We start from the raw sequence: 16611 nt of genomic DNA on the forward strand, positions 1-16611 counted from the left end.
CTGATGGGCGGTTGCCGGGAAGTGGTGAGCGTCGACACCTCCCAGGAAGCGCTGGATATCGCGCGTAAAAATGTGGAGCTGAACCAGCTCGATCTCAGCAAGGCCGATTTTGTGCGTGACGACGTGTTCAAACTGCTGCGCAAGTACCGCGACGCGGGTGAAACGTTCGACGTCATCATCATGGACCCGCCAAAATTTGTCGAAAACAAGAATCAGTTGATGGGCGCCTGTCGCGGCTATAAAGACATTAATATGCTGGCCATTCAGCTGCTTAACCCCGGCGGCGTGCTGATGACCTTCTCCTGCTCCGGGCTGATGACCACCGATTTGTTCCAGAAAATCATCGCTGACGCCGCTGTAGATGCTGGTCGTGATGTACAATTTATAGAGCAGTTCCGTCAGGCTGCCGATCACCCGGTGATCGCGCCCTACCCGGAAGGGCTGTATCTGAAAGGGTTTGCCTGTCGCGTCATGTAACTTGAAATGAGGAAAATTGCCCGCATATCTTATGCAGTGCAATGTTTCCCTGGGAGGTGACTATGATTGCCAGCAAATTTGGTATTGGTCAGCAGGTGCGTCATTCGCTGTTGGGTTATCTGGGCGTGGTGGTTGATATTGACCCCGAGTACTCCCTTGATGAGCCAGACGAAGACGATCTGGCGGTCAATACTGACCTCCGCGCTGCGCCGTGGTATCACGTCGTGATGGAAGATGACGACGGGGATCCCGTCCATACTTACCTGGCCGAAGTGCAGCTGAGTGGTGAACCTCAGGACGAACATCCTGAGCAACCTTCACTCGACGAGCTTGCTCGCACCATACGTCAACAGTTACAGGCTCCGCGCTTGCGTAACTAGTAAAACCCGGCTGACGCCGGGTTTTTTATTTGCGGCTCAGGCCCAGGCGAGGGATCTCGATCGCCGGACACTTGTCCATCACGACGTTCAGACCCGCATCGCGCGCCAGCACCGCCGCCTGCTCGTTGATGACCCCCAGCTGCAGCCACAGCGTTTTCGCGCCAATGGCGATCGCTTCCTGAGCCACTTCCCAGGCCGCCTCTGAGTTTCTGAACACGTCCACCATATCGACCCTCTCAGGGATCTCCGCCAGCGTGGCGTACCCTTTCTGGCCGAGCAGCGTTTTACCCGCCACTTTGGGTGACACCGGTATAACGTGATAGCCCTGCTCAAGCAGCCACGCCATGACCCGATAGCTTGGGCGATCCGGTTTGTCACTGGCCCCCACTAAAGCGATGGTATTCGTACTGGTTAAAATCTCTGCAATATCAGTCTCTTTCATCCTTTCCTCCCGCGATAACTTATCAAGCCTACGTTAAAGCGTAGCTGTTTTACGCGATTTCCCCTGCGTCGGCATCCGAAAGCGCGCCCGATATTACGCTCGTTAGCGCCATCCCGGAAGGCACCCCGCCCGGCTCCGCTTTTGTTCACTGACGCCAATACCCTGTAACCGTTTCGCGTCGCGTTTTTTCCTGTAACCCCTTGCGACGGCAGTTGCTTCCAGTAAGCTGCTGTCAGGCTTCTATTCAGGAAATAAATATGGAACTGACCACCCGGACGCTGGCTCCCCACAAACATATTGCGCTTGTTGCGCACGATCACTGTAAAGCCCTGCTGATGAAATGGGTCGAGCGTCATCACGCTATCCTGGCCCAGCACACGCTTTACGCCACCGGTACGACCGGCAATCTGATACAGCGTAACTGCGATCTCAGCGTTCACGCCATGCTGAGCGGCCCGATGGGCGGCGACCAGCAGGTGGGCGCGATGATCTCCGAAGGCAAAATTGATGTGCTGATCTTTTTCTGGGATCCGCTCAACGCAGTGCCGCACGATCCGGATGTGAAAGCGTTACTGCGCCTCGCCACCGTCTGGAACATTCCGGTGGCGACCAATGTCTCCACCGCCGACCTGCTGATTGAGTCCGCGCAGTTTAACCAGAGCATTGAGATCGGCATCCCTGACTATCAGCGCTATCTGGCGGAACGCCTGAAGTAATGCCTCCTGTCGCCCTCAGGGTTTACAGGCGACGGGAACATCCAGTGCTTTCAGCGCATCCACAAACACCGACGGCTGTGCCTTATCAAACAGCAACCATACTTTTTGCCGGGCACGGGTTAGCGCCACATAGAGCAAACGGCGCTCTTCCGCATCCGGAAAATCCTCCGGGGCAGGCAGCAACGCCTGCTCCATAATGGATTCCCGCGCCTCAGCCGGAAAACCGTCCCTGCCCTCATTCAGCCCAAGAATGATTGCGTAATCCGCCTGCTGCCCTTTGCTGGCGTGGATGGTCATAAAGTCGATATTCAGTTTGGGCCAGCGGGTGTGGGCTTTATCGAGCACCGACGGACGTAAATGGTGATAGCGCGCCATCACCAGAATGCGCTCCTCGGGCTTCGCGTAGCCGCTGAGCTTGTCCAGCAGCGCTTCAAAGCGATCCTCGGTCAGCAGGGTCACCGCTTTTTTATCCCCGGCGCTCAGGCTGTTGAGCGGCTTGGCCAGCTGGTGCGGGTTTTGCTGGATGAAACGGTTTGCCACCTCGCCAATCCGGGCGTTAAAGCGGTAGGTCGTATCGAGGGCCATCCGGTCGCCCTCGCCGAAATGGTGGTGGAAGGCGGTGGTCAGCGACATCTGCGCCCCGCTAAAGCGATAGATAGCCTGCCAGTCGTCGCCAACCGCAAACAGCGTGGTATGGGCATTCTGGCGCCGCAGTGCTGCAAGCAGGGCCGCGCGCTGCGGAGAGATATCCTGAAACTCATCCACCAGAATATGCTTCCAGGGACTGACGAAACGCCCTTTATCCAGCACGTTGATCGCCTGATGAATCAGCCCCGCAAAGTCGACGGCATCCTCGGCCTTCAGTGCCGCTTTCCAGGCTTTCAGCACCGGGGCCAGCAGTTTTATCCGCTTGCTGAACAGCTCGCGGACCTCGTCAGGCGCATCGGCAACCATCTGTGCCTGCGCCCCACCATGCATCCGCATCAGGCCAAGCCAGCGGTCAAGCCGCGGGGCAAGCCGGCGTACCACGCCCGGGTCCTGCCAGAACTCGCCCTCGGGGAGCGTCCACGCCAGTTCTTCACTGAGCCACTGGCGCCAGCCTTTAAGCTGCGCCTTTTTCTCGCGGCACTGGGTCTGCCAGGCCTCAATAAGCAACGCGTGGCGGGCAGCAGTATCGTTTTCGAGCGCGGTAAGCGTCGGCGCCTTTCGGCTGCCCTGGGAGATAATATAGAGCGCAAGCGAGTGGAAGGTGCGCGCCGTGATCTCATCGGTATGCAGGCGCTGGGCGATACGTTCATCCATCTCCTGCGCCGCCTTGCGCCCGAACGCCAGCAGCAGGATCTGCTCAGCGCTGGCCTCCTGACGCAGCAAAAGCCACCCTGCCCGCGCTACCAGCACCGATGTTTTGCCGCTTCCCGCCCCGGCAAGTACCAGCAGCGCATCCTCGCCGTTCACCACCGCCCGTGCCTGGGAGGGGTTGAGCGCGGCGCTCTCTACGCCGTTAAAGAAGTCGGCGTAGCGGGTCAGCATGGCGTCGGTGTAAGCCTGATTGTGCGTCGCACGGCGTTTTTCGGTGTCGTTAAGCCAGGCTTCGCACGCCTGCCACAGCTCGCGGCAGCGGTCGAAATCGTTGAGACGCGCCTGTGGAAGCGGCAAAGCGCTGTAAGCGTCGAGGATGCGCTGCCGTATCGCCTGCATATCGCGCCGACGCAGCCATTTGCTGGCGTCGGCCAATTGCTCAACGGCGTTAAGCGCCTCGCCCAGCACCCCGGCCGAGATTTCACTCATCTCCTCGCTCCAGCCATTCCACTGCAGCGAAAGCTGCTGCCAGAAGCGCTGGGTGTCGGCCCATTCGGTGCCGTGCAGGCGCACCACTTTGTCATCAGGCAGGACAAACTCCAGCTCGCCCCACACCAGGCCGCGTTTGCAGTTGATCGCCAGCAGTTGATTAAAAGGGATCAGATACTCATGCTTGTCGCCGGCGACTTTCACCCCGGCGGTAAGCAGCGTGACGCGATCGTAAGGGTGCTGCGCCAGACGTTTGCCAAGTGAAGTTGCTTTGAGTTCCATGTCGATGCCAGAGTAAACGCAAATGGGTAGTCAGTTTACCCGTCACAGAGATCACGCTCCAGAGTAAAAACGCGTTACAATTGCTGCGGTTAGTGATTTGGCTTAGTGATAGCACGCCTGGAGGCAATATGCGCACCGTTCTTAATATTCTGAATTTTGTTCTGGGTGGATTCGCCACCACCCTGTCATGGCTGCTGGCAACGCTGGTCAGCATTATCTGTATCGTCACGCTGCCGTTGACCCGCTCCTGCTGGGAAATCACCAAACTGTCGCTGGTGCCCTACGGCAACGAGCCGATTCACGTTGACGAACTCGATCCGTCAAATAAGAACGCCCTGCTCAATACCGGCGGTACGCTGCTGAATATTTTATGGGTAATTTTCTTCGGCTGGTGGCTGTGCGTCATGCATATCGTGGTGGGTATTGCGCAGTGCGTGACTATCATTGGTATTCCGGTGGGCATCGCCAATTTCAAAATTGCCGGCATTGCGCTCTGGCCGGTAGGACGCCGCGTGGTCAGCGTCGAGACGGCACGCGCCGCGCGTGAAGCCAACGCCCGCCGTCGTTTCGGGTAACACAGGACGACACCGACTATGCTAAGCCCCCTGCTACGTCGCTATACATGGAACAGCGTCTGGCTTTATAACCTGAGGATCTTCATTGCGCTCAGCGGCACTGCCGCACTGCCCTGGTGGCTGGGCGACGTGAAGCTCACTATTCCGCTGACGCTGGGCGTGGTCGCCGCAGCGTTGACGGACCTCGATGACCGGCTGAGCGGGCGATTACGCAACCTGCTGATTACCCTGGTCAGCTTTTTTATTGCCTCGGCTTCGGTCGAACTGCTGTTTGACTGGCCGTGGATGTTCGCCCTCGGTCTGACGCTCTCGACCAGTGGTTTTATCCTGCTTGGAGGGCTGGGGCAGCGCTATGCGACTATCGCGTTTGGCGCGCTGCTGATTGCCATCTACACCATGCTCGGCGTGACGCTCTATGACCACTGGTACCAGCAGCCGCTGCTGCTGATTGCCGGCGCCGTCTGGTATAACCTGCTCACCCTGGCCGGGCATCTTATTTTTCCCATTCGCCCCTTGCAGGACAATCTGGCCCGCTGCTTTGAGGCGCTGGCAAACTATCTGGAGCTGAAATCGCATCTGTTCGATCCGGATATCGAAGAAGAGCGTGATGCCCCGGTCGTTGAGCTGGCGCTGGCGAACAGCAAGCTGGTGCAGATCCTCAACCAGACAAAAGCGTCGTTGCTTACCCGCCTGCGCGGCGATCGCGGCCAGCGCGGTACGCGACAAACCCTGCACTACTATTTTGTTGCCCAGGACATTCACGAGCGTGCCAGCTCATCGCACGTTCAGTATCAGGCGCTGCGGGAAAAGTTTCGCTACAGCGATGTGATGTTTCGCTTCCAGCGCCTGCTCTCAATGCAGTCGCAGGCCTGCGCCCAACTTTCCCGGGCCATTTTGCTGCGCACGCCCTACCAGCATAATCCGCGCTTTGAGCGGGTGTTCAGCCATCTTGATGCCGCCCTCGATCGCATTCGCGCCAGCGGCACCTCCGAGGCGGAGATGAAAGCGGTGGGGTATCTCATCAATAACCTGAAGGCGATTGACGCGCAGCTCGCCACCATTGAATCCGAGCAGGCGATGAACGCACCGCGTGTGGAATCCGAGCATCAGCTCGCCGATGACCGCCTGAACGGGTTCAGCGACATCTGGCTGCGCCTGAGCCGCAACTTCTCCCCCGAGTCTGCGCTGTTCCGCCACGCGGTGCGCATGTCCATCGTACTGTGCGTTGGCTATGCCTTTATCCAGGTGACCGGCCTGCAGCACGGCTACTGGATACTGCTTACCAGCCTGTTCGTGTGTCAGCCCAACTACAATGCTACCCGGCATCGTTTAAGGCTGCGCGTGCTGGGGACGCTGGTGGGCGTCGCAATCGGCATCCCGGTGCTCTACTTTGTGCCGTCGCTTGAGGGGCAGCTGATACTGATCGTCATTACCGGCGTAATGTTCTTTGCCTTCCGTAACGTGCAGTACGCGCACGCCACCATGTTTATCACCCTGCTGGTACTGCTGTGCTTTAACCTGCTTGGTGAAGGCTTTGTGGTCGCGATGCCTCGTATCTTTGATACTCTGGTCGGCTGCGCCATCGCCTGGGCCGCGGTAAGTTTTATCTGGCCGGACTGGCGTTTTCGCCGTTTGCCGCGGGTCACTGAGCAGGCACTGAATGCCAACTGCCGCTACCTCGACGCTATTCTTGAACAGTATCATCAGGGGCGTGATAACCGTCTCGCCTACCGTATAGCGCGTCGCGATGCCCATAACCGGGATGCCGAGCTGGCTTCGGTGGTGTCAAATATGGCGTCGGAGCCTCAGGCCAATCCAAAACTGCGTGAAAACGCGTTTCGTCTGCTCTGCCTGAACCACACTTTTACCAGCTATATTTCGGCCCTGGGTGCACACCGTGAAAAGCTCTCTAATCCGGCGATTCTCCAGCTGCTGGATGACGCGGTGTGCTATGTGGACGATGCGCTCCACCATACGCCTGCCGACGAGCAGCGTGTGCAGCATGCTCTGACGGAACTGGCGCAGCGCATCAGCCAGCTTGAGCCACGCGCGGAGAGTAAAGAACCGCTGGTGCTCCAGCAGGTCGGCCTGCTGATTTCACTTCTTCCTGAGATCAGTTCGCTGCAGCAACAGGTGAATCAGTCGCCGGAGTAAGGCTCCGTACGGCGAGCCATACGGTGATACCACTCGTATAGTTCATTACGGGTTTGAGAGGGTAGCGCGGCGGCATGCAGCCCTTCTACCGCGCCGGCCAGCGCCATCAGCGCGCGCAGGCCGGCGTGCTTATTCACTTTACGAATGTGCAGCCAGGCTTTACGTGGTCCGTATGCCTGAAGCGTCTCGACATCGCGAATATTTGCCGCGCACAGCTGAACCTCAAGCTGAAAGGTGATATTGGGCAGGTCTTTTAACCGCTTTGCCGATTCCCGCGCGCGCTTTTCTCGCTGCGCCGCCCTCAAGGCTTCCGTAGAGAGATGCAGCAGCGTCGCAGGCTCCTGCCAGAGCGGCTCTTCAACCAGAACATAATTCAGTAATACGGTACGCCCACGTTTCGGCACGCAGAGCAGTACAGGCGGTTTGCCGGTGCTGTATTCCGCGCAGGCTTCGTTTGCCCGCAGGTAGAGTTCACCATCACATACCATCGCGAAGACGGTGTTATCCACGGCCAGACTGTAGCCACCAAACAGCGCCCGGCAGTCTATTTGCCCCAGCGGTTTCAGGTATTCCCGAGATTTATTGATTTTTTCATAAGATACAGATTTCATGATAATTTCCTTATATATCATTAATTAAGGCAATACCATTCTGTTAGTAGAGCCTCTACCAGGAAAATATTCAACTTAGGGAATAACAGCAACTGGTATTTCGTTGAGCGGGTTACATCTGGTGAATTTTGCGAGGCGCTTCGGAAATTTTTGATTGATCTTTATGCGCAGCAGCATTACTGTATATGCATACAGTAACCCATCAGGGCGGGATTCATTATGTACTTATCTGGTTATGAAAAACACGTCGATCGCACTCAATCCCTTTCGCAGGATCGCGCATCTTCCAGCGATGATATCCGGGGCATGATCAGTGAAGTCGTATATCGTGAAGACCAGCCGTGGGTGACACAGATGGTGCTGCTGCCGCTGCTTCAGCAATTGGGCAAACAGTCTCGCTGGCAGCTGTGGCTTACGCCGCAGCAAAAGCTCAGTCGTGCCTGGGTGGAAACCGCCGGCCTTCCTTTAACGAAAGTAATGCAGGTGAGCCAGATGGCACCGGAATTTACGGTTGAAACCATGGCGCGGGCATTACGTACCGGCAACTACAGCGTGGTTATCGGCTGGCTGCCCCATGAATTGAGCCGTGAAGAACAGCAGCTTCTGACGGAAGCGGCGGAAATGGGCAGTGCAATAGGCTTTATTATGCGCCCCATGCAGAGTGGATCGCTTACCCAACGACCACTCTCTGGCTTAAAAATTCATTCAAGTTTGTATCATTAAGTAAATTTAAGAAAATTCTCAGGATATTTTTTGCTCTGCGCCATGTGGTTAACAAATCAGTAATAGTTCCCTGCCCGCGTGGGTTTGGCGCCTTCTCGACCAAAATGAGATGATGAAAAAAAAGGCATAAATGTTAAAAAATATGTTTGCAATCTGTTTTTTTTCATATGCCTGACGGGGTTCACACTTGTAAGTTTCCAACTACGTTGTAGACTTTACATCGCCAGGGTTGCTCATCATAAACTGAACTTTTCGGTAGAGTTATAAATGAGCCAATAACCCCGGTGTAAGGATTTAACCGTGAGCTCTTAAAGCGTTCATGGCCATTTTGGATGATAACGAGGCGCAAAAAATGAAAAAGACAGCTATCGCGATTGCAGTGGCACTGGCTGGCTTCGCTACCGTAGCGCAAGCCGCACCGAAAGATAACACCTGGTACACTGGTGCTAAGCTGGGTTGGTCCCAGTACCACGACACCGGTTTCGACGGTAACGGCTACGACAATGGTATCGGTAGTGGTCCGACCCACGAAAACCAGCTGGGCGCTGGTGCGTTCGCCGGTTACCAGGTTAACCCGTATGTTGGTTTCGAAATCGGTTATGACTGGTTAGGACGTATGGAGTATAAAGGCCAGCCAGAAAACGGCGCTCTGAAAGCTCAGGGCATCCAGCTGACCACTAAACTCAGCTACCCGGTTACTGACGATCTGGACGTTTATACCCGTCTGGGTGGTATGGTATGGCGTGCAGACGCTACCGCTGTTAACGCGGAAGGCGTTCGTCTGAAAGATCACGACACTGGCGTATCTCCGCTGGCTGCTGGTGGTGTTGAGTGGGCCGTAACCCGTGACATCGCTACCCGTCTGGAATACCAGTGGACCAACAACATCGGTGATCGCAACACCGTTGGTACCCGTCCGGACAACGGCATGCTAAGCGTTGGTGTTTCCTACCGTTTCGGTCAGGAAGAAGCGCCGGCTCCAGTTGTAGCTCCGGCTCCGGCTCCGGCTCCGGAAGTACAGACCAAGCACTTCACTCTGAAGTCTGACGTTCTGTTCAACTTCAACAAAGCAACCCTGAAGCCGGAAGGCCAACAGGCGCTGGATCAGATGTACAGCCAGCTGAGCAACCTGGATCCGAAAGACGGTTCCGTAGTGGTTCTGGGCTTCACTGACCGCATCGGTTCTGATGCTTACAACCAGGGTCTGTCTGAGAAACGTGCACAGTCTGTTGTTGACTACCTCGTATCAAAAGGCATCCCGTCTAACAAGATCTCTGCACGTGGTATGGGCGAATCCAACCCGGTTACTGGCAACACCTGTGACAACGTGAAAGCGCGCGCTGCGCTGATCGATTGCCTGGCGCCGGACCGTCGCGTAGAAATCGAAGTTAAAGGCATCAAAGACGTTGTAACTCAGCCGCAGGCTTAAGTTTATCGTCTACAAAAAACCCCGCTTCGGCGGGGTTTTTTATTGGCTGTCGTAAACTAGCGCGACAGAGATAACGCCTGAACCAGACGCTATTTATCCTTATCCAGCATCGCTTTAAGATCCTGTTTCAGGGTCGACATCTGGCTGGCGTACTTCTCTTTGCGCTCCGCATCTTCAATCAATTGCACAATCGTCTCCGAGAGCGTAATGCCCCTGCGCTGAGCCAGACCGGCAAGGCGTTGCCAGACCATAAACTCCAGATCGATAGACTTTTTACGGGTGTGCTGATGCTCGGCATTGAAGTGACGTTTGCGGCGTGCACGAATCGTCTGTTTCATACGGTTCGCGAGTTGCGCATTCATGTGCTTTTCGATCCATCCCAACACCTGCACCGGATCGTTTTCCATGCTGAGTAACAGATCAACCGCCTCTTTTGCCGCGCTGGATTCAATATAGCGGGTGATAAGCTCACCCTCCCGGTGTTTCTTCACCAGGTATTTCCACTTCCAGCCGCTTTCGAGATTTTCTAGTTGTTGATATTTCATCATAATCTCAGTGTGACCGCGTAACTCATTTCAGAATATCAGTTTTTTACTGTTTCGCTGAGCAGAAATCGTCTGGATGTGATGCCGGGTAAGAATCTTCAGCCCGATTTACGCTTTTGCGCTGTGAAGCCTCGCCGGTTCCGGTATAATCTCGCTTTTGAAATCCGACTGAAAAAACATCGACTTTGACCATTACCCGATTAGCGTGGCACGCACTTAAGCCAGACACCGACAGTTTCGCTGAGGTGTTCACGACGTCCGAAACGCATAGCGATGACGTTGATTTCTCCTCTCTGCAGCCCCGTTTATGTTACGGGCTCGAACAGCTTCATCAACCCGCGGCCTCCTCATCCTGGATGCTGGTGAAAGCGCTGGAAGCACCCGAATACCTGACGCTTATTACGCAGCTTGCTCGTCAGGCGGCGCCTGCCGTGGGGCTTGAGAACATCGGCGGCCGCTACGTTATCGAAGGTCAACAGATCACGCTGCAACCGGCACTCTCCGCGGACGACGATTTTGCGCCGCGCGGCGAGGTCGTCAGCGCAGACTGGATTGAGAGCGAACAGCTCTTTGGCTGCGTGCGTCAGTTTGGCGCGACCCTGTCGCTGCAACCCGGTCTGATTCACCGCGCTAACGGCGGCACGCTGGTGCTGGCCCTGCGCTCGGTGCTGGCTCAGCCGCTGCTGTGGCTGCGTCTTAAGCAGATGGTGATCCAACGTCGCTTCGACTGGCTGCCGGCTGATGAGAGTCGCCCGCTGCCAGTTGCCATCCCCTCTCTGCCGCTGAGCCTGAAAGTGATTCTGGTCGGCGACCGTGAGTCGCTGGCAGATTTTCAGGAGATGGAATCGATGCTCGCCGAGCAGGCCATCTATAGTGAATATGAAGACACCCTGCAAATCGATGACGACAGCGATATGACGCAGTGGGTTGGCTGGGTTACGGCCTCCGCGCGTGCAAGCCAGCTGCCGGTGCCGGCAGAAGATAGCTGGCCGGTACTGATTCATGAAGCGGTGCGCTATACCGGCGATCGCCAGACGCTGCCGCTGTGCCCGGTATGGCTGTTGCGCCAGCTGCGGGAAGTGGCGGCGTTCACCGAGGACGCGCAGTTCACCGCCGCCCAGCTTGAAGAGATGCTGGCGACCCGCGAGTGGCGCGAAGGCTATCTTGCTGAACGGATGCAGGATGAAATCCTGCTCGATCAGATCCTGATTGAAACCGAAGGGGAACGCGTCGGGCAGATTAACGCCCTCTCGGTGGTGGAATTTCCAGGCCACCCGCGCGCCTTTGGCGAGCCGTCGCGCATCAGCTGCGTGGTACACATTGGCGACGGTGAGTTCGTTGATATTGAACGCAAAGCTGAACTGGGCGGCAATATTCATGCAAAAGGCATGATGATTATGCAGGCCTTTTTGATGACCGAACTGCAGCTTGAGCAGCAGATCCCCTTCTCTGCCTCGCTGACCTTTGAGCAGTCCTACAGCGAAGTTGACGGCGATAGCGCCTCCATGGCGGAACTCTGCGCGCTGATTAGCGCCCTGGCAGAAGTGCCGGTCAGCCAGAACGTGGCCATCACCGGGTCGGTGGATCAGTTCGGTCGTGCACAGCCGGTCGGCGGACTGAATGAAAAAATCGAAGGATTTTTCGCGGTGTGCGATGCACGCGGCCTCAATGGTCAACAGGGTGTGATCGTTCCCGCTGCCAACGTTCGCCACCTCTGCCTACAGCGCAACGTGCTTGAGGCGGTGAAAGAGGAAAAATTCTTTATCTGGGCAGTAGAGGACGTGCGTGATGCGCTACCTTTACTGACAACACTTCAGTGGGATGGCGAGGGCGAGACCACCCTTCTCCAGGCTATTCAGGAGCGAATCGCACAGGCTACGCAGCATGATGCACGTATGCGCCCCTGGCCGTTACGCTGGCTAAACTGGTTCAACCACAACTGATCGGACTTGTTCAGCGTACACGTGTTAGCTAACCTGCGTCCTTCACTAAAATAAGGCATACTTTAAACATGGTAGATAAACGCGAATCCTATACAAAAGAAGATCTTCTGGCTTCTGCTCGTGGCGAACTGTTCGGTGCTGAAGGCCCGCAGCTGCCCGCTCCAAACATGCTGATGATGGACCGCGTGGTCAAAATGACCGAAACCGGCGGTAACTTCGATAAGGGCTATGTGGAAGCCGAGCTGGATATCAATCCGGATTTGTGGTTCTTTGGCTGCCACTTCATTGGCGACCCGGTTATGCCTGGCTGCCTCGGCCTTGATGCCATGTGGCAGCTGGTTGGCTTTTACCTGGGCTGGCTCGGCGGCGAAGGCAAAGGCCGCGCGCTGGGCGTGGGCGAAGTGAAATTCACCGGTCAGGTTCTGCCGACCGCGAAAAAAGTCACCTACCGTATTCACTTCAAGCGTGTGGTAAACCGCCGCCTGATCATGGGCGTAGCCGATGGCGAAGTGCTGGTAGATGGCAACCTCATCTATACCGCCAACGATTTGAAAGTGGGTCTGTTTAAAGATACCTCCGCGTTCTGATTCGTCGAACGTTTCAGGCTCCAGAAAGGCGAAACCTCCGCAGTGCGGAGGTTTCTTTTTTAAAGAGACTGAGTCAGGCGATTTGAGCCCTGTCCTCCATGGCTTCTCGCCAGCCTCCCATCCAGTAAGATCTTTGATTCAGAGTCTGGTACGGACACATCTCTTTCGAGCGACCGGTTATCCCGGCCTGGTAACCACGGTGATGAGCCCGTTCCAGGCGATCTCGTTTTTGTCTCTTCATGCCTCGTTTCCCTCATTCTTTGATCTGGTGGAAATGAAAACAGTGATTACAAAGTATGCAATCACCGTTAAGGATTACGCTCAAAGAACCGGATCGTCAATGCGCAAAATTCACGCCAATGTCATAAATGTGAAGTATGTCCAGGACGGCGTAACCGGAAACGTGCCTTAGTTTTGGCTAACTCTCTGCCCATAAAAGAAAAGCCGCGACCTGAAGGCCGCGGCTTTTTTGACGATACCCTTTGCTTATGGCAGCCGGGTTAACTCCCCGGCTATCGCCTGCGCTTCCTGCTGCCAGGCCGCGGCAAGCTGTTTTACCATGGCATCATAGCCATCTTCCCGCTGCGTCAGCTCCACGTGAAACGGACGTTTGATCAGATCGCCCTGATGACGCAGCAGCCATTCGCCGCTGACAATCACGCGCCCGTCATAGCGACCATGAAAACCGGTCACGTTGACGTTAAGCGTATCCTGGGTCGCGCCGAGCGGCTGAGACGACACCACCCAGCCCGGCAGCGCGCTGCTCAGGTTCGCCACCAGCGTATTGCGCAGCTGCTGGTCCAGCGGGCTGGCCCACAGATTGCTGTTGGCAATGACGTACTGCACGTCGGTGGTCTGATAGACCACGCCACTCCCGGCGAGGTAGTCCGGGACCGTGACCTGCTCCACCCACAGCAGGCGGCTGTTTTGCGCAGTCTGATTAGCAGCATAGCTCTGGGGAGCCGAAGGTAGCTGATACCAGGTTGTATCCTGTTCGCTGCTGCTACAGGCGCTCAGCAGGGCGGCAACGATTACGGGTAACCACTTTTTCATTCTTTCGCCCTCTTCGGCTGCGGATCTTTTTTATCCTTCGCTTCAAACACCAGCGCGTTACTCTTCTCATTCAGCGTACGCAGCACCGGTTGCAGCTCGCGCAACACCTGATCCAGCCGCTGCATATCGCCCACCATCTTGTTGTACGCCGCTGAGCCTGGCTGGAAGCCCTGCATGCTGCGGTTCAACTCGCGCAGCGTAGACTGCATATCCTGCGGCAGCTGCTGCGCCGACTGACTGGCGGTGATCTTATTGAGGTTATCGAGCGTCTGCTGCAGACGCTGCATGGTGCGCTGGGTCTCCGACAGTGAACTGGTCGCCTGCTCGATCATCGGATTGAGCGGCAGATTATTAATCTTGTCGAGCGTATCCATCAGACGCTGCTGGATCTGCGCCAGCCCGCTGCTGACCGTTGGGATCACGGTATAGCCATCAAAGCTGGTGAGCTCGTCTTTCAGCTTCACTTTGTCATTTGGATAGAAGTCCAGATCCACATACAGCGCGCCGGTGACCAGGTTACCGGTTTTCAGCGAGGCGCGCAGGCCCTGTTTAAGCAGCTGCTGAATGTGTTTATTCACTTCCGGATTTTCACCCAGTTCCTGCTTAAGCCGGCCCGGCTCGATGCGGATCTGCACCGGAATACGGTAGTCGCCGTGCAGCGCCTGACGCAGGCCCGGCACGAAGAACGGCACTTTACCTACGGTACCCAGCCGTATGCCACGGAACTCAACCGGTGCGCCAGGCTGGAGCCCGCGAATCGAATCCTTGAAGAACAGCAGGTAGTCGACGTGGTCGGTATAGAGCGAGTCCTGAATGCTTTTCTGATCGTCATAGAGCGTAAAGGCGGTTTTTTCCGCCACCGGCTGGCCGAGATCCATGCCTTCCGGCACGTCGAAGGTCACGCCGCCCGAGAAGAGCGTTGTTAACGATCCCATTTCGACGCGCATACCCGCCGAGGAGAGATCGACGGCGATGCCGCTGTCCTTCCAGAAGCGCACGTTGCTGGTGACCAGACGATCGTTAGGCGCATTGATAAACAGCTGATAGCTCATGGCACGCTTTTGCGTATCGAAGGTACTGGTTTCAACCGAACCGACGCGGTAGCCGCGGAACAGCACCGGGTCCCCCGGGGTAAGCTGCCCGGCCTTGGCGCTGTCGAGCACCACGCGAATGCCCTTGGCATCCGGCGGCGCCAGCGGCGGGGAATCCAGCAGCTTGTACTGCTCCGGCGGCGAGCCTTTCTTGCCCGGTTGCAGTTCAATGTAGGCCCCGGAAAGCAGCGTATTGAGGCCCGAGACCCCTTCGCGGCCAATCTGCGGCTTCACCACCCAGAACACCGAATCGCCGTGCAGCAGCTTTTCCATACCGGAATTGAGGCGCGCTTTAATCTCTACGTGCAGCAGATCGTCGGTCAGCACCGCGCTCTCTACCACGCCCACGTCCACGCTGCGGCTTTTGATGGTGGTTTTCCCCCCCTCAATGCCTTCCGCGTTGGTGGTAATCAGGGTCACTTCCGGGCCCTGATTGCTGTAGTGATAAAACAGGATCCAGGCACCGATGAGCGCCGTTACGATGGGGAAAATCCAGACCGGCGACCAGTTGCGCACCTTCTGGACGTTGGCTTCCCCGCGGTTATTTTCCATGTTGATAAGGTTCCTCATGGCTTGAGTCTGTCGCACGGTCCCATGACAGGCGCGGATCAAACGTCATCGCTGCAAACATTGTCAAAATTACCACCAGTGCAAACATCACCGCGCCGATGGCCGGGTAGATGTTCATCAGCCCGCCCATACGAACCAGGGCAGACAGCACGGCGATTACAAAAACGTCAATCATTGACCAGCGGCCAACAAACTCCACCACTTCATATATCAGGTGCATCCTTTCACTGTCGCGTTTGCCGTGCCCTTTTGCATCCCAGCACAGCCAGGCAATGGCGATCATCTTCAGCGTCGGAACCATAATGCTGGCGATGAAGATCACCAGTGCGACGGGGTACGAGCCATCACTCCACAGCAGCACTACCCCGGCGATGATGGTTGACGGCATGTCGTCCCCCAGCAGGCTGGTAATCATGATGGGGAGAATATTGGCGGGGAAGTAGAGCATGATCGAGGTCACCAGCAGCGCCATGGTCCACTGCAGGCTGTTCTTGCGCCGCGCTTCACCTTTCACACCGCAACGCGGGCAGCGCTGCTGTTCGGCGGGAAGAATAGCCGTGCAGCAGCGGCATGAGCGTAGCCCTTGCTGGATACCCGGCACGCCCACACGAAACGGCTGCGTCAGCGCCGTCATCGGTTCGAGATCGTCCCACAGCCAGCGGCGATCCACGCACTGCATCGCCCGGAGTTGGGCAAAGCAGAACAGACACCAGGGCACAAAGCTGCTGCCAACGCCGATATCGCCATAGGCCATCAGCTTGACGAAGCTCACCAGTACCCCGGCGAGGAAAATCTCCGCCATGCCCCAGCTTTTCAGGGCGAACAGTGAGCGAGCAAGAAACATCTTCACGCCGTGCGGGAGCGCAACGCGATTAACCAGCAGCAGGATGGTGATAAGACAGAACACCGGCACGCACTGAACGAACAGAATAAAGAACGTGCCGAGACTGGCGTAATCCTCGGAGAACATCACGCCGGGAATCTCCAGCAGCGTGACTTCGCTGACCATCCCGCCTACCTTCATATTGACGAAGGGAAACAGGTTGGCCAGCAGCAGCATGAACAACGCCGCCAGCGCCCAGGCGGTGGGGCGCTGTCGCGGCGCCTCCCAATTGGTCGTGAGCGTGGTGCCGCAGCGCGGGCAATTCGCTTTATGTCCCTGCGGCAGCGACGGCAGGGCCACCATCATGTCGCATTGTGGGCACAAAATATGCTGTGCGGCGTGGTGGTGTTCACACATGCCCG

The 16611-nt window shown here is 56.6% G+C and carries 17 protein-coding genes; 9 read left to right on the forward strand and 8 right to left on the reverse strand.

The genetic code is table 11. The features are described from left to right. Together DW58_RS21355 and hspQ are read left to right on the forward strand one after the other, a co-directional pair. Nucleotides 1-477, forward strand: a 477-nt coding sequence (locus DW58_RS21355) for a class I SAM-dependent methyltransferase (RefSeq protein ID WP_035894747.1), incomplete at its 5' end; no start/stop codon positions are given. 62 nt (nucleotides 478-539) lie between these two features. Beyond that, nucleotides 540-857 carry a heat shock protein HspQ gene (gene hspQ, locus DW58_RS06825; RefSeq protein WP_024550623.1) on the forward strand — a complete coding sequence of 106 codons (318 nt, stop codon included), beginning with the start codon at nucleotides 540-542 and terminating at the stop codon, nucleotides 855-857. Between the two features lie 25 nt (nucleotides 858-882). Here hspQ and DW58_RS06830 read toward each other — a convergent pair whose 3' ends face one another. Then, entirely contained in the window at nucleotides 883-1299 is a 417-nt protein-coding gene (locus DW58_RS06830) for a CoA-binding protein (protein WP_024550622.1), read from the reverse strand. Nucleotides 1300-1556: 257 nt separating this feature from the next. Here DW58_RS06830 and mgsA point away from each other — a divergent pair, with 257 nt between their 5' ends. Then, a complete protein-coding gene (gene mgsA, locus DW58_RS06835) occupies nucleotides 1557-2015 on the forward strand; it encodes a methylglyoxal synthase (protein ID WP_024562522.1) in 459 nt (152 codons plus the stop codon). A gap of 15 nt (nucleotides 2016-2030) precedes the next feature. On the opposite strand, the gene helD is transcribed toward mgsA, so the two are convergent. After that, nucleotides 2031-4085 (reverse strand): DNA helicase IV, encoded by a 2055-nt coding sequence (helD, locus tag DW58_RS06840; protein WP_024550618.1) that lies wholly within the window; start codon nucleotides 4083-4085, stop codon nucleotides 2031-2033. A gap of 128 nt (nucleotides 4086-4213) precedes the next feature. Between helD and DW58_RS06845 the strand changes: the two genes are divergently transcribed. Together DW58_RS06845 and yccS are read left to right on the forward strand one after the other, a co-directional pair. Further along, on the forward strand, nucleotides 4214-4660 hold the full coding sequence (locus tag DW58_RS06845; RefSeq protein ID WP_024550617.1) for a YccF domain-containing protein: 447 nt from the start codon (nucleotides 4214-4216) through the stop codon (nucleotides 4658-4660). An 18-nt stretch (nucleotides 4661-4678) separates the two neighbouring features. Continuing rightward, the gene (gene yccS, locus DW58_RS06850; protein ID WP_024550616.1) at nucleotides 4679-6814 is read left to right on the forward strand and encodes a YccS family putative transporter; all 2136 of its coding nucleotides are present in this window, start codon (nucleotides 4679-4681) and stop codon (nucleotides 6812-6814) included. Here yccS and DW58_RS06855 read toward each other — a convergent pair. After that, the gene (locus DW58_RS06855) at nucleotides 6799-7425 is read right to left on the reverse strand and encodes a TfoX/Sxy family DNA transformation protein (protein ID WP_024550615.1); all 627 of its coding nucleotides are present in this window, start codon (nucleotides 7423-7425) and stop codon (nucleotides 6799-6801) included. The two genes, yccS and DW58_RS06855, sit on opposite strands and share 16 nt — an antisense overlap. 219 nt (nucleotides 7426-7644) lie before the next feature. Here DW58_RS06855 and sulA point away from each other — a divergent pair, with 219 nt between their 5' ends. Both sulA and ompA read left to right on the forward strand, forming a co-directional pair. Further along, nucleotides 7645-8148: an SOS-induced cell division inhibitor SulA gene (sulA, locus tag DW58_RS06860; protein ID WP_024550614.1), complete on the forward strand. Its 504-nt coding sequence runs from the start codon at nucleotides 7645-7647 to the stop codon at nucleotides 8146-8148. A 352-nt stretch (nucleotides 8149-8500) separates the two neighbouring features. Beyond that, a complete protein-coding gene (gene ompA / locus DW58_RS06865) occupies nucleotides 8501-9577 on the forward strand; it encodes a porin OmpA (protein ID WP_106876149.1) in 1077 nt (358 codons plus the stop codon). A gap of 89 nt (nucleotides 9578-9666) precedes the next feature. On the opposite strand, the gene matP is transcribed toward ompA, so the two are convergent. Further along, nucleotides 9667-10122: a macrodomain Ter protein MatP gene (gene matP / locus DW58_RS06870; RefSeq protein ID WP_024550612.1), complete on the reverse strand. Its 456-nt coding sequence runs from the start codon at nucleotides 10120-10122 to the stop codon at nucleotides 9667-9669. A 185-nt stretch (nucleotides 10123-10307) separates the two neighbouring features. Between matP and DW58_RS06875 the strand changes: the two genes are divergently transcribed. Together DW58_RS06875 and fabA are read left to right on the forward strand one after the other, a co-directional pair. After that, nucleotides 10308-12065, forward strand: a complete 1758-nt coding sequence (locus DW58_RS06875) for an AAA family ATPase (RefSeq protein WP_024562523.1) — start codon at nucleotides 10308-10310, stop codon at nucleotides 12063-12065. A gap of 68 nt (nucleotides 12066-12133) precedes the next feature. Next, complete coding sequence (fabA, locus tag DW58_RS06880) at nucleotides 12134-12652, forward strand: bifunctional 3-hydroxydecanoyl-ACP dehydratase/trans-2-decenoyl-ACP isomerase (RefSeq protein ID WP_024550535.1); 519 nt, start codon at nucleotides 12134-12136, stop codon at nucleotides 12650-12652. A 73-nt stretch (nucleotides 12653-12725) separates the two neighbouring features. Here fabA and rmf read toward each other — a convergent pair whose 3' ends face one another. From rmf to pqiA, 4 genes are all read right to left on the reverse strand, one after another. Then, nucleotides 12726-12893, reverse strand: coding sequence for a ribosome modulation factor (gene rmf, locus DW58_RS20005; protein ID WP_071789303.1), 168 nt, complete (start codon nucleotides 12891-12893; stop codon nucleotides 12726-12728). A gap of 245 nt (nucleotides 12894-13138) precedes the next feature. Then, a complete protein-coding gene (gene pqiC, locus DW58_RS06890) occupies nucleotides 13139-13705 on the reverse strand; it encodes a membrane integrity-associated transporter subunit PqiC (protein ID WP_024550537.1) in 567 nt (188 codons plus the stop codon). Further along, nucleotides 13702-15348 (reverse strand): intermembrane transport protein PqiB, encoded by a 1647-nt coding sequence (gene pqiB / locus DW58_RS06895; RefSeq protein ID WP_024550538.1) that lies wholly within the window; start codon nucleotides 15346-15348, stop codon nucleotides 13702-13704. The genes pqiC and pqiB overlap by 4 nt, the downstream gene beginning before the upstream one ends. Continuing rightward, on the reverse strand, nucleotides 15338-16606 hold the full coding sequence (gene pqiA / locus DW58_RS06900) for a membrane integrity-associated transporter subunit PqiA (protein WP_024562524.1): 1269 nt from the start codon (nucleotides 16604-16606) through the stop codon (nucleotides 15338-15340). Before pqiA ends, pqiB begins: the two co-directional genes overlap by 11 nt. Between the last annotated feature and the right edge of the window lie 5 nt (nucleotides 16607-16611).

The organism is Siccibacter turicensis LMG 23730 (assembly GCF_000463155.2).
Taxonomy (GTDB): Bacteria; Pseudomonadota; Gammaproteobacteria; order Enterobacterales; family Enterobacteriaceae; genus Siccibacter; species Siccibacter turicensis.

Bases quoted from the DNA above. Each gene is read 5' to 3' on its own strand.
- helD (WP_024550618.1), bottom strand. From the start codon at position 4,085: ATGGAACTCAAAGCAACTTCACTTGGCAAACGTCTGGCGCAGCACCCT.
- pqiB (WP_024550538.1), bottom strand. From the start codon at position 15,348: ATGGAAAATAACCGCGGGGAAGCCAACGTCCAGAAGGTGCGCAACTGG.
- matP (WP_024550612.1), bottom strand. From the start codon at position 10,122: ATGAAATATCAACAACTAGAAAATCTCGAAAGCGGCTGGAAGTGGAAA.
- DW58_RS06830 (WP_024550622.1), bottom strand. From the start codon at position 1,299: ATGAAAGAGACTGATATTGCAGAGATTTTAACCAGTACGAATACCATC.
- DW58_RS06855 (WP_024550615.1), bottom strand. From the start codon at position 7,425: ATGAAATCTGTATCTTATGAAAAAATCAATAAATCTCGGGAATACCTG.
- ompA (WP_106876149.1), top strand. From the start codon at position 8,501: ATGAAAAAGACAGCTATCGCGATTGCAGTGGCACTGGCTGGCTTCGCT.
- hspQ (WP_024550623.1), top strand. From the start codon at position 540: ATGATTGCCAGCAAATTTGGTATTGGTCAGCAGGTGCGTCATTCGCTG.
- pqiC (WP_024550537.1), bottom strand. From the start codon at position 13,705: ATGAAAAAGTGGTTACCCGTAATCGTTGCCGCCCTGCTGAGCGCCTGT.
- DW58_RS06845 (WP_024550617.1), top strand. From the start codon at position 4,214: ATGCGCACCGTTCTTAATATTCTGAATTTTGTTCTGGGTGGATTCGCC.
- yccS (WP_024550616.1), top strand. From the start codon at position 4,679: ATGCTAAGCCCCCTGCTACGTCGCTATACATGGAACAGCGTCTGGCTT.
- rmf (WP_071789303.1), bottom strand. From the start codon at position 12,893: ATGAAGAGACAAAAACGAGATCGCCTGGAACGGGCTCATCACCGTGGT.
- pqiA (WP_024562524.1), bottom strand. From the start codon at position 16,606: ATGTGTGAACACCACCACGCCGCACAGCATATTTTGTGCCCACAATGC.
- mgsA (WP_024562522.1), top strand. From the start codon at position 1,557: ATGGAACTGACCACCCGGACGCTGGCTCCCCACAAACATATTGCGCTT.
- fabA (WP_024550535.1), top strand. From the start codon at position 12,134: ATGGTAGATAAACGCGAATCCTATACAAAAGAAGATCTTCTGGCTTCT.
- sulA (WP_024550614.1), top strand. From the start codon at position 7,645: ATGTACTTATCTGGTTATGAAAAACACGTCGATCGCACTCAATCCCTT.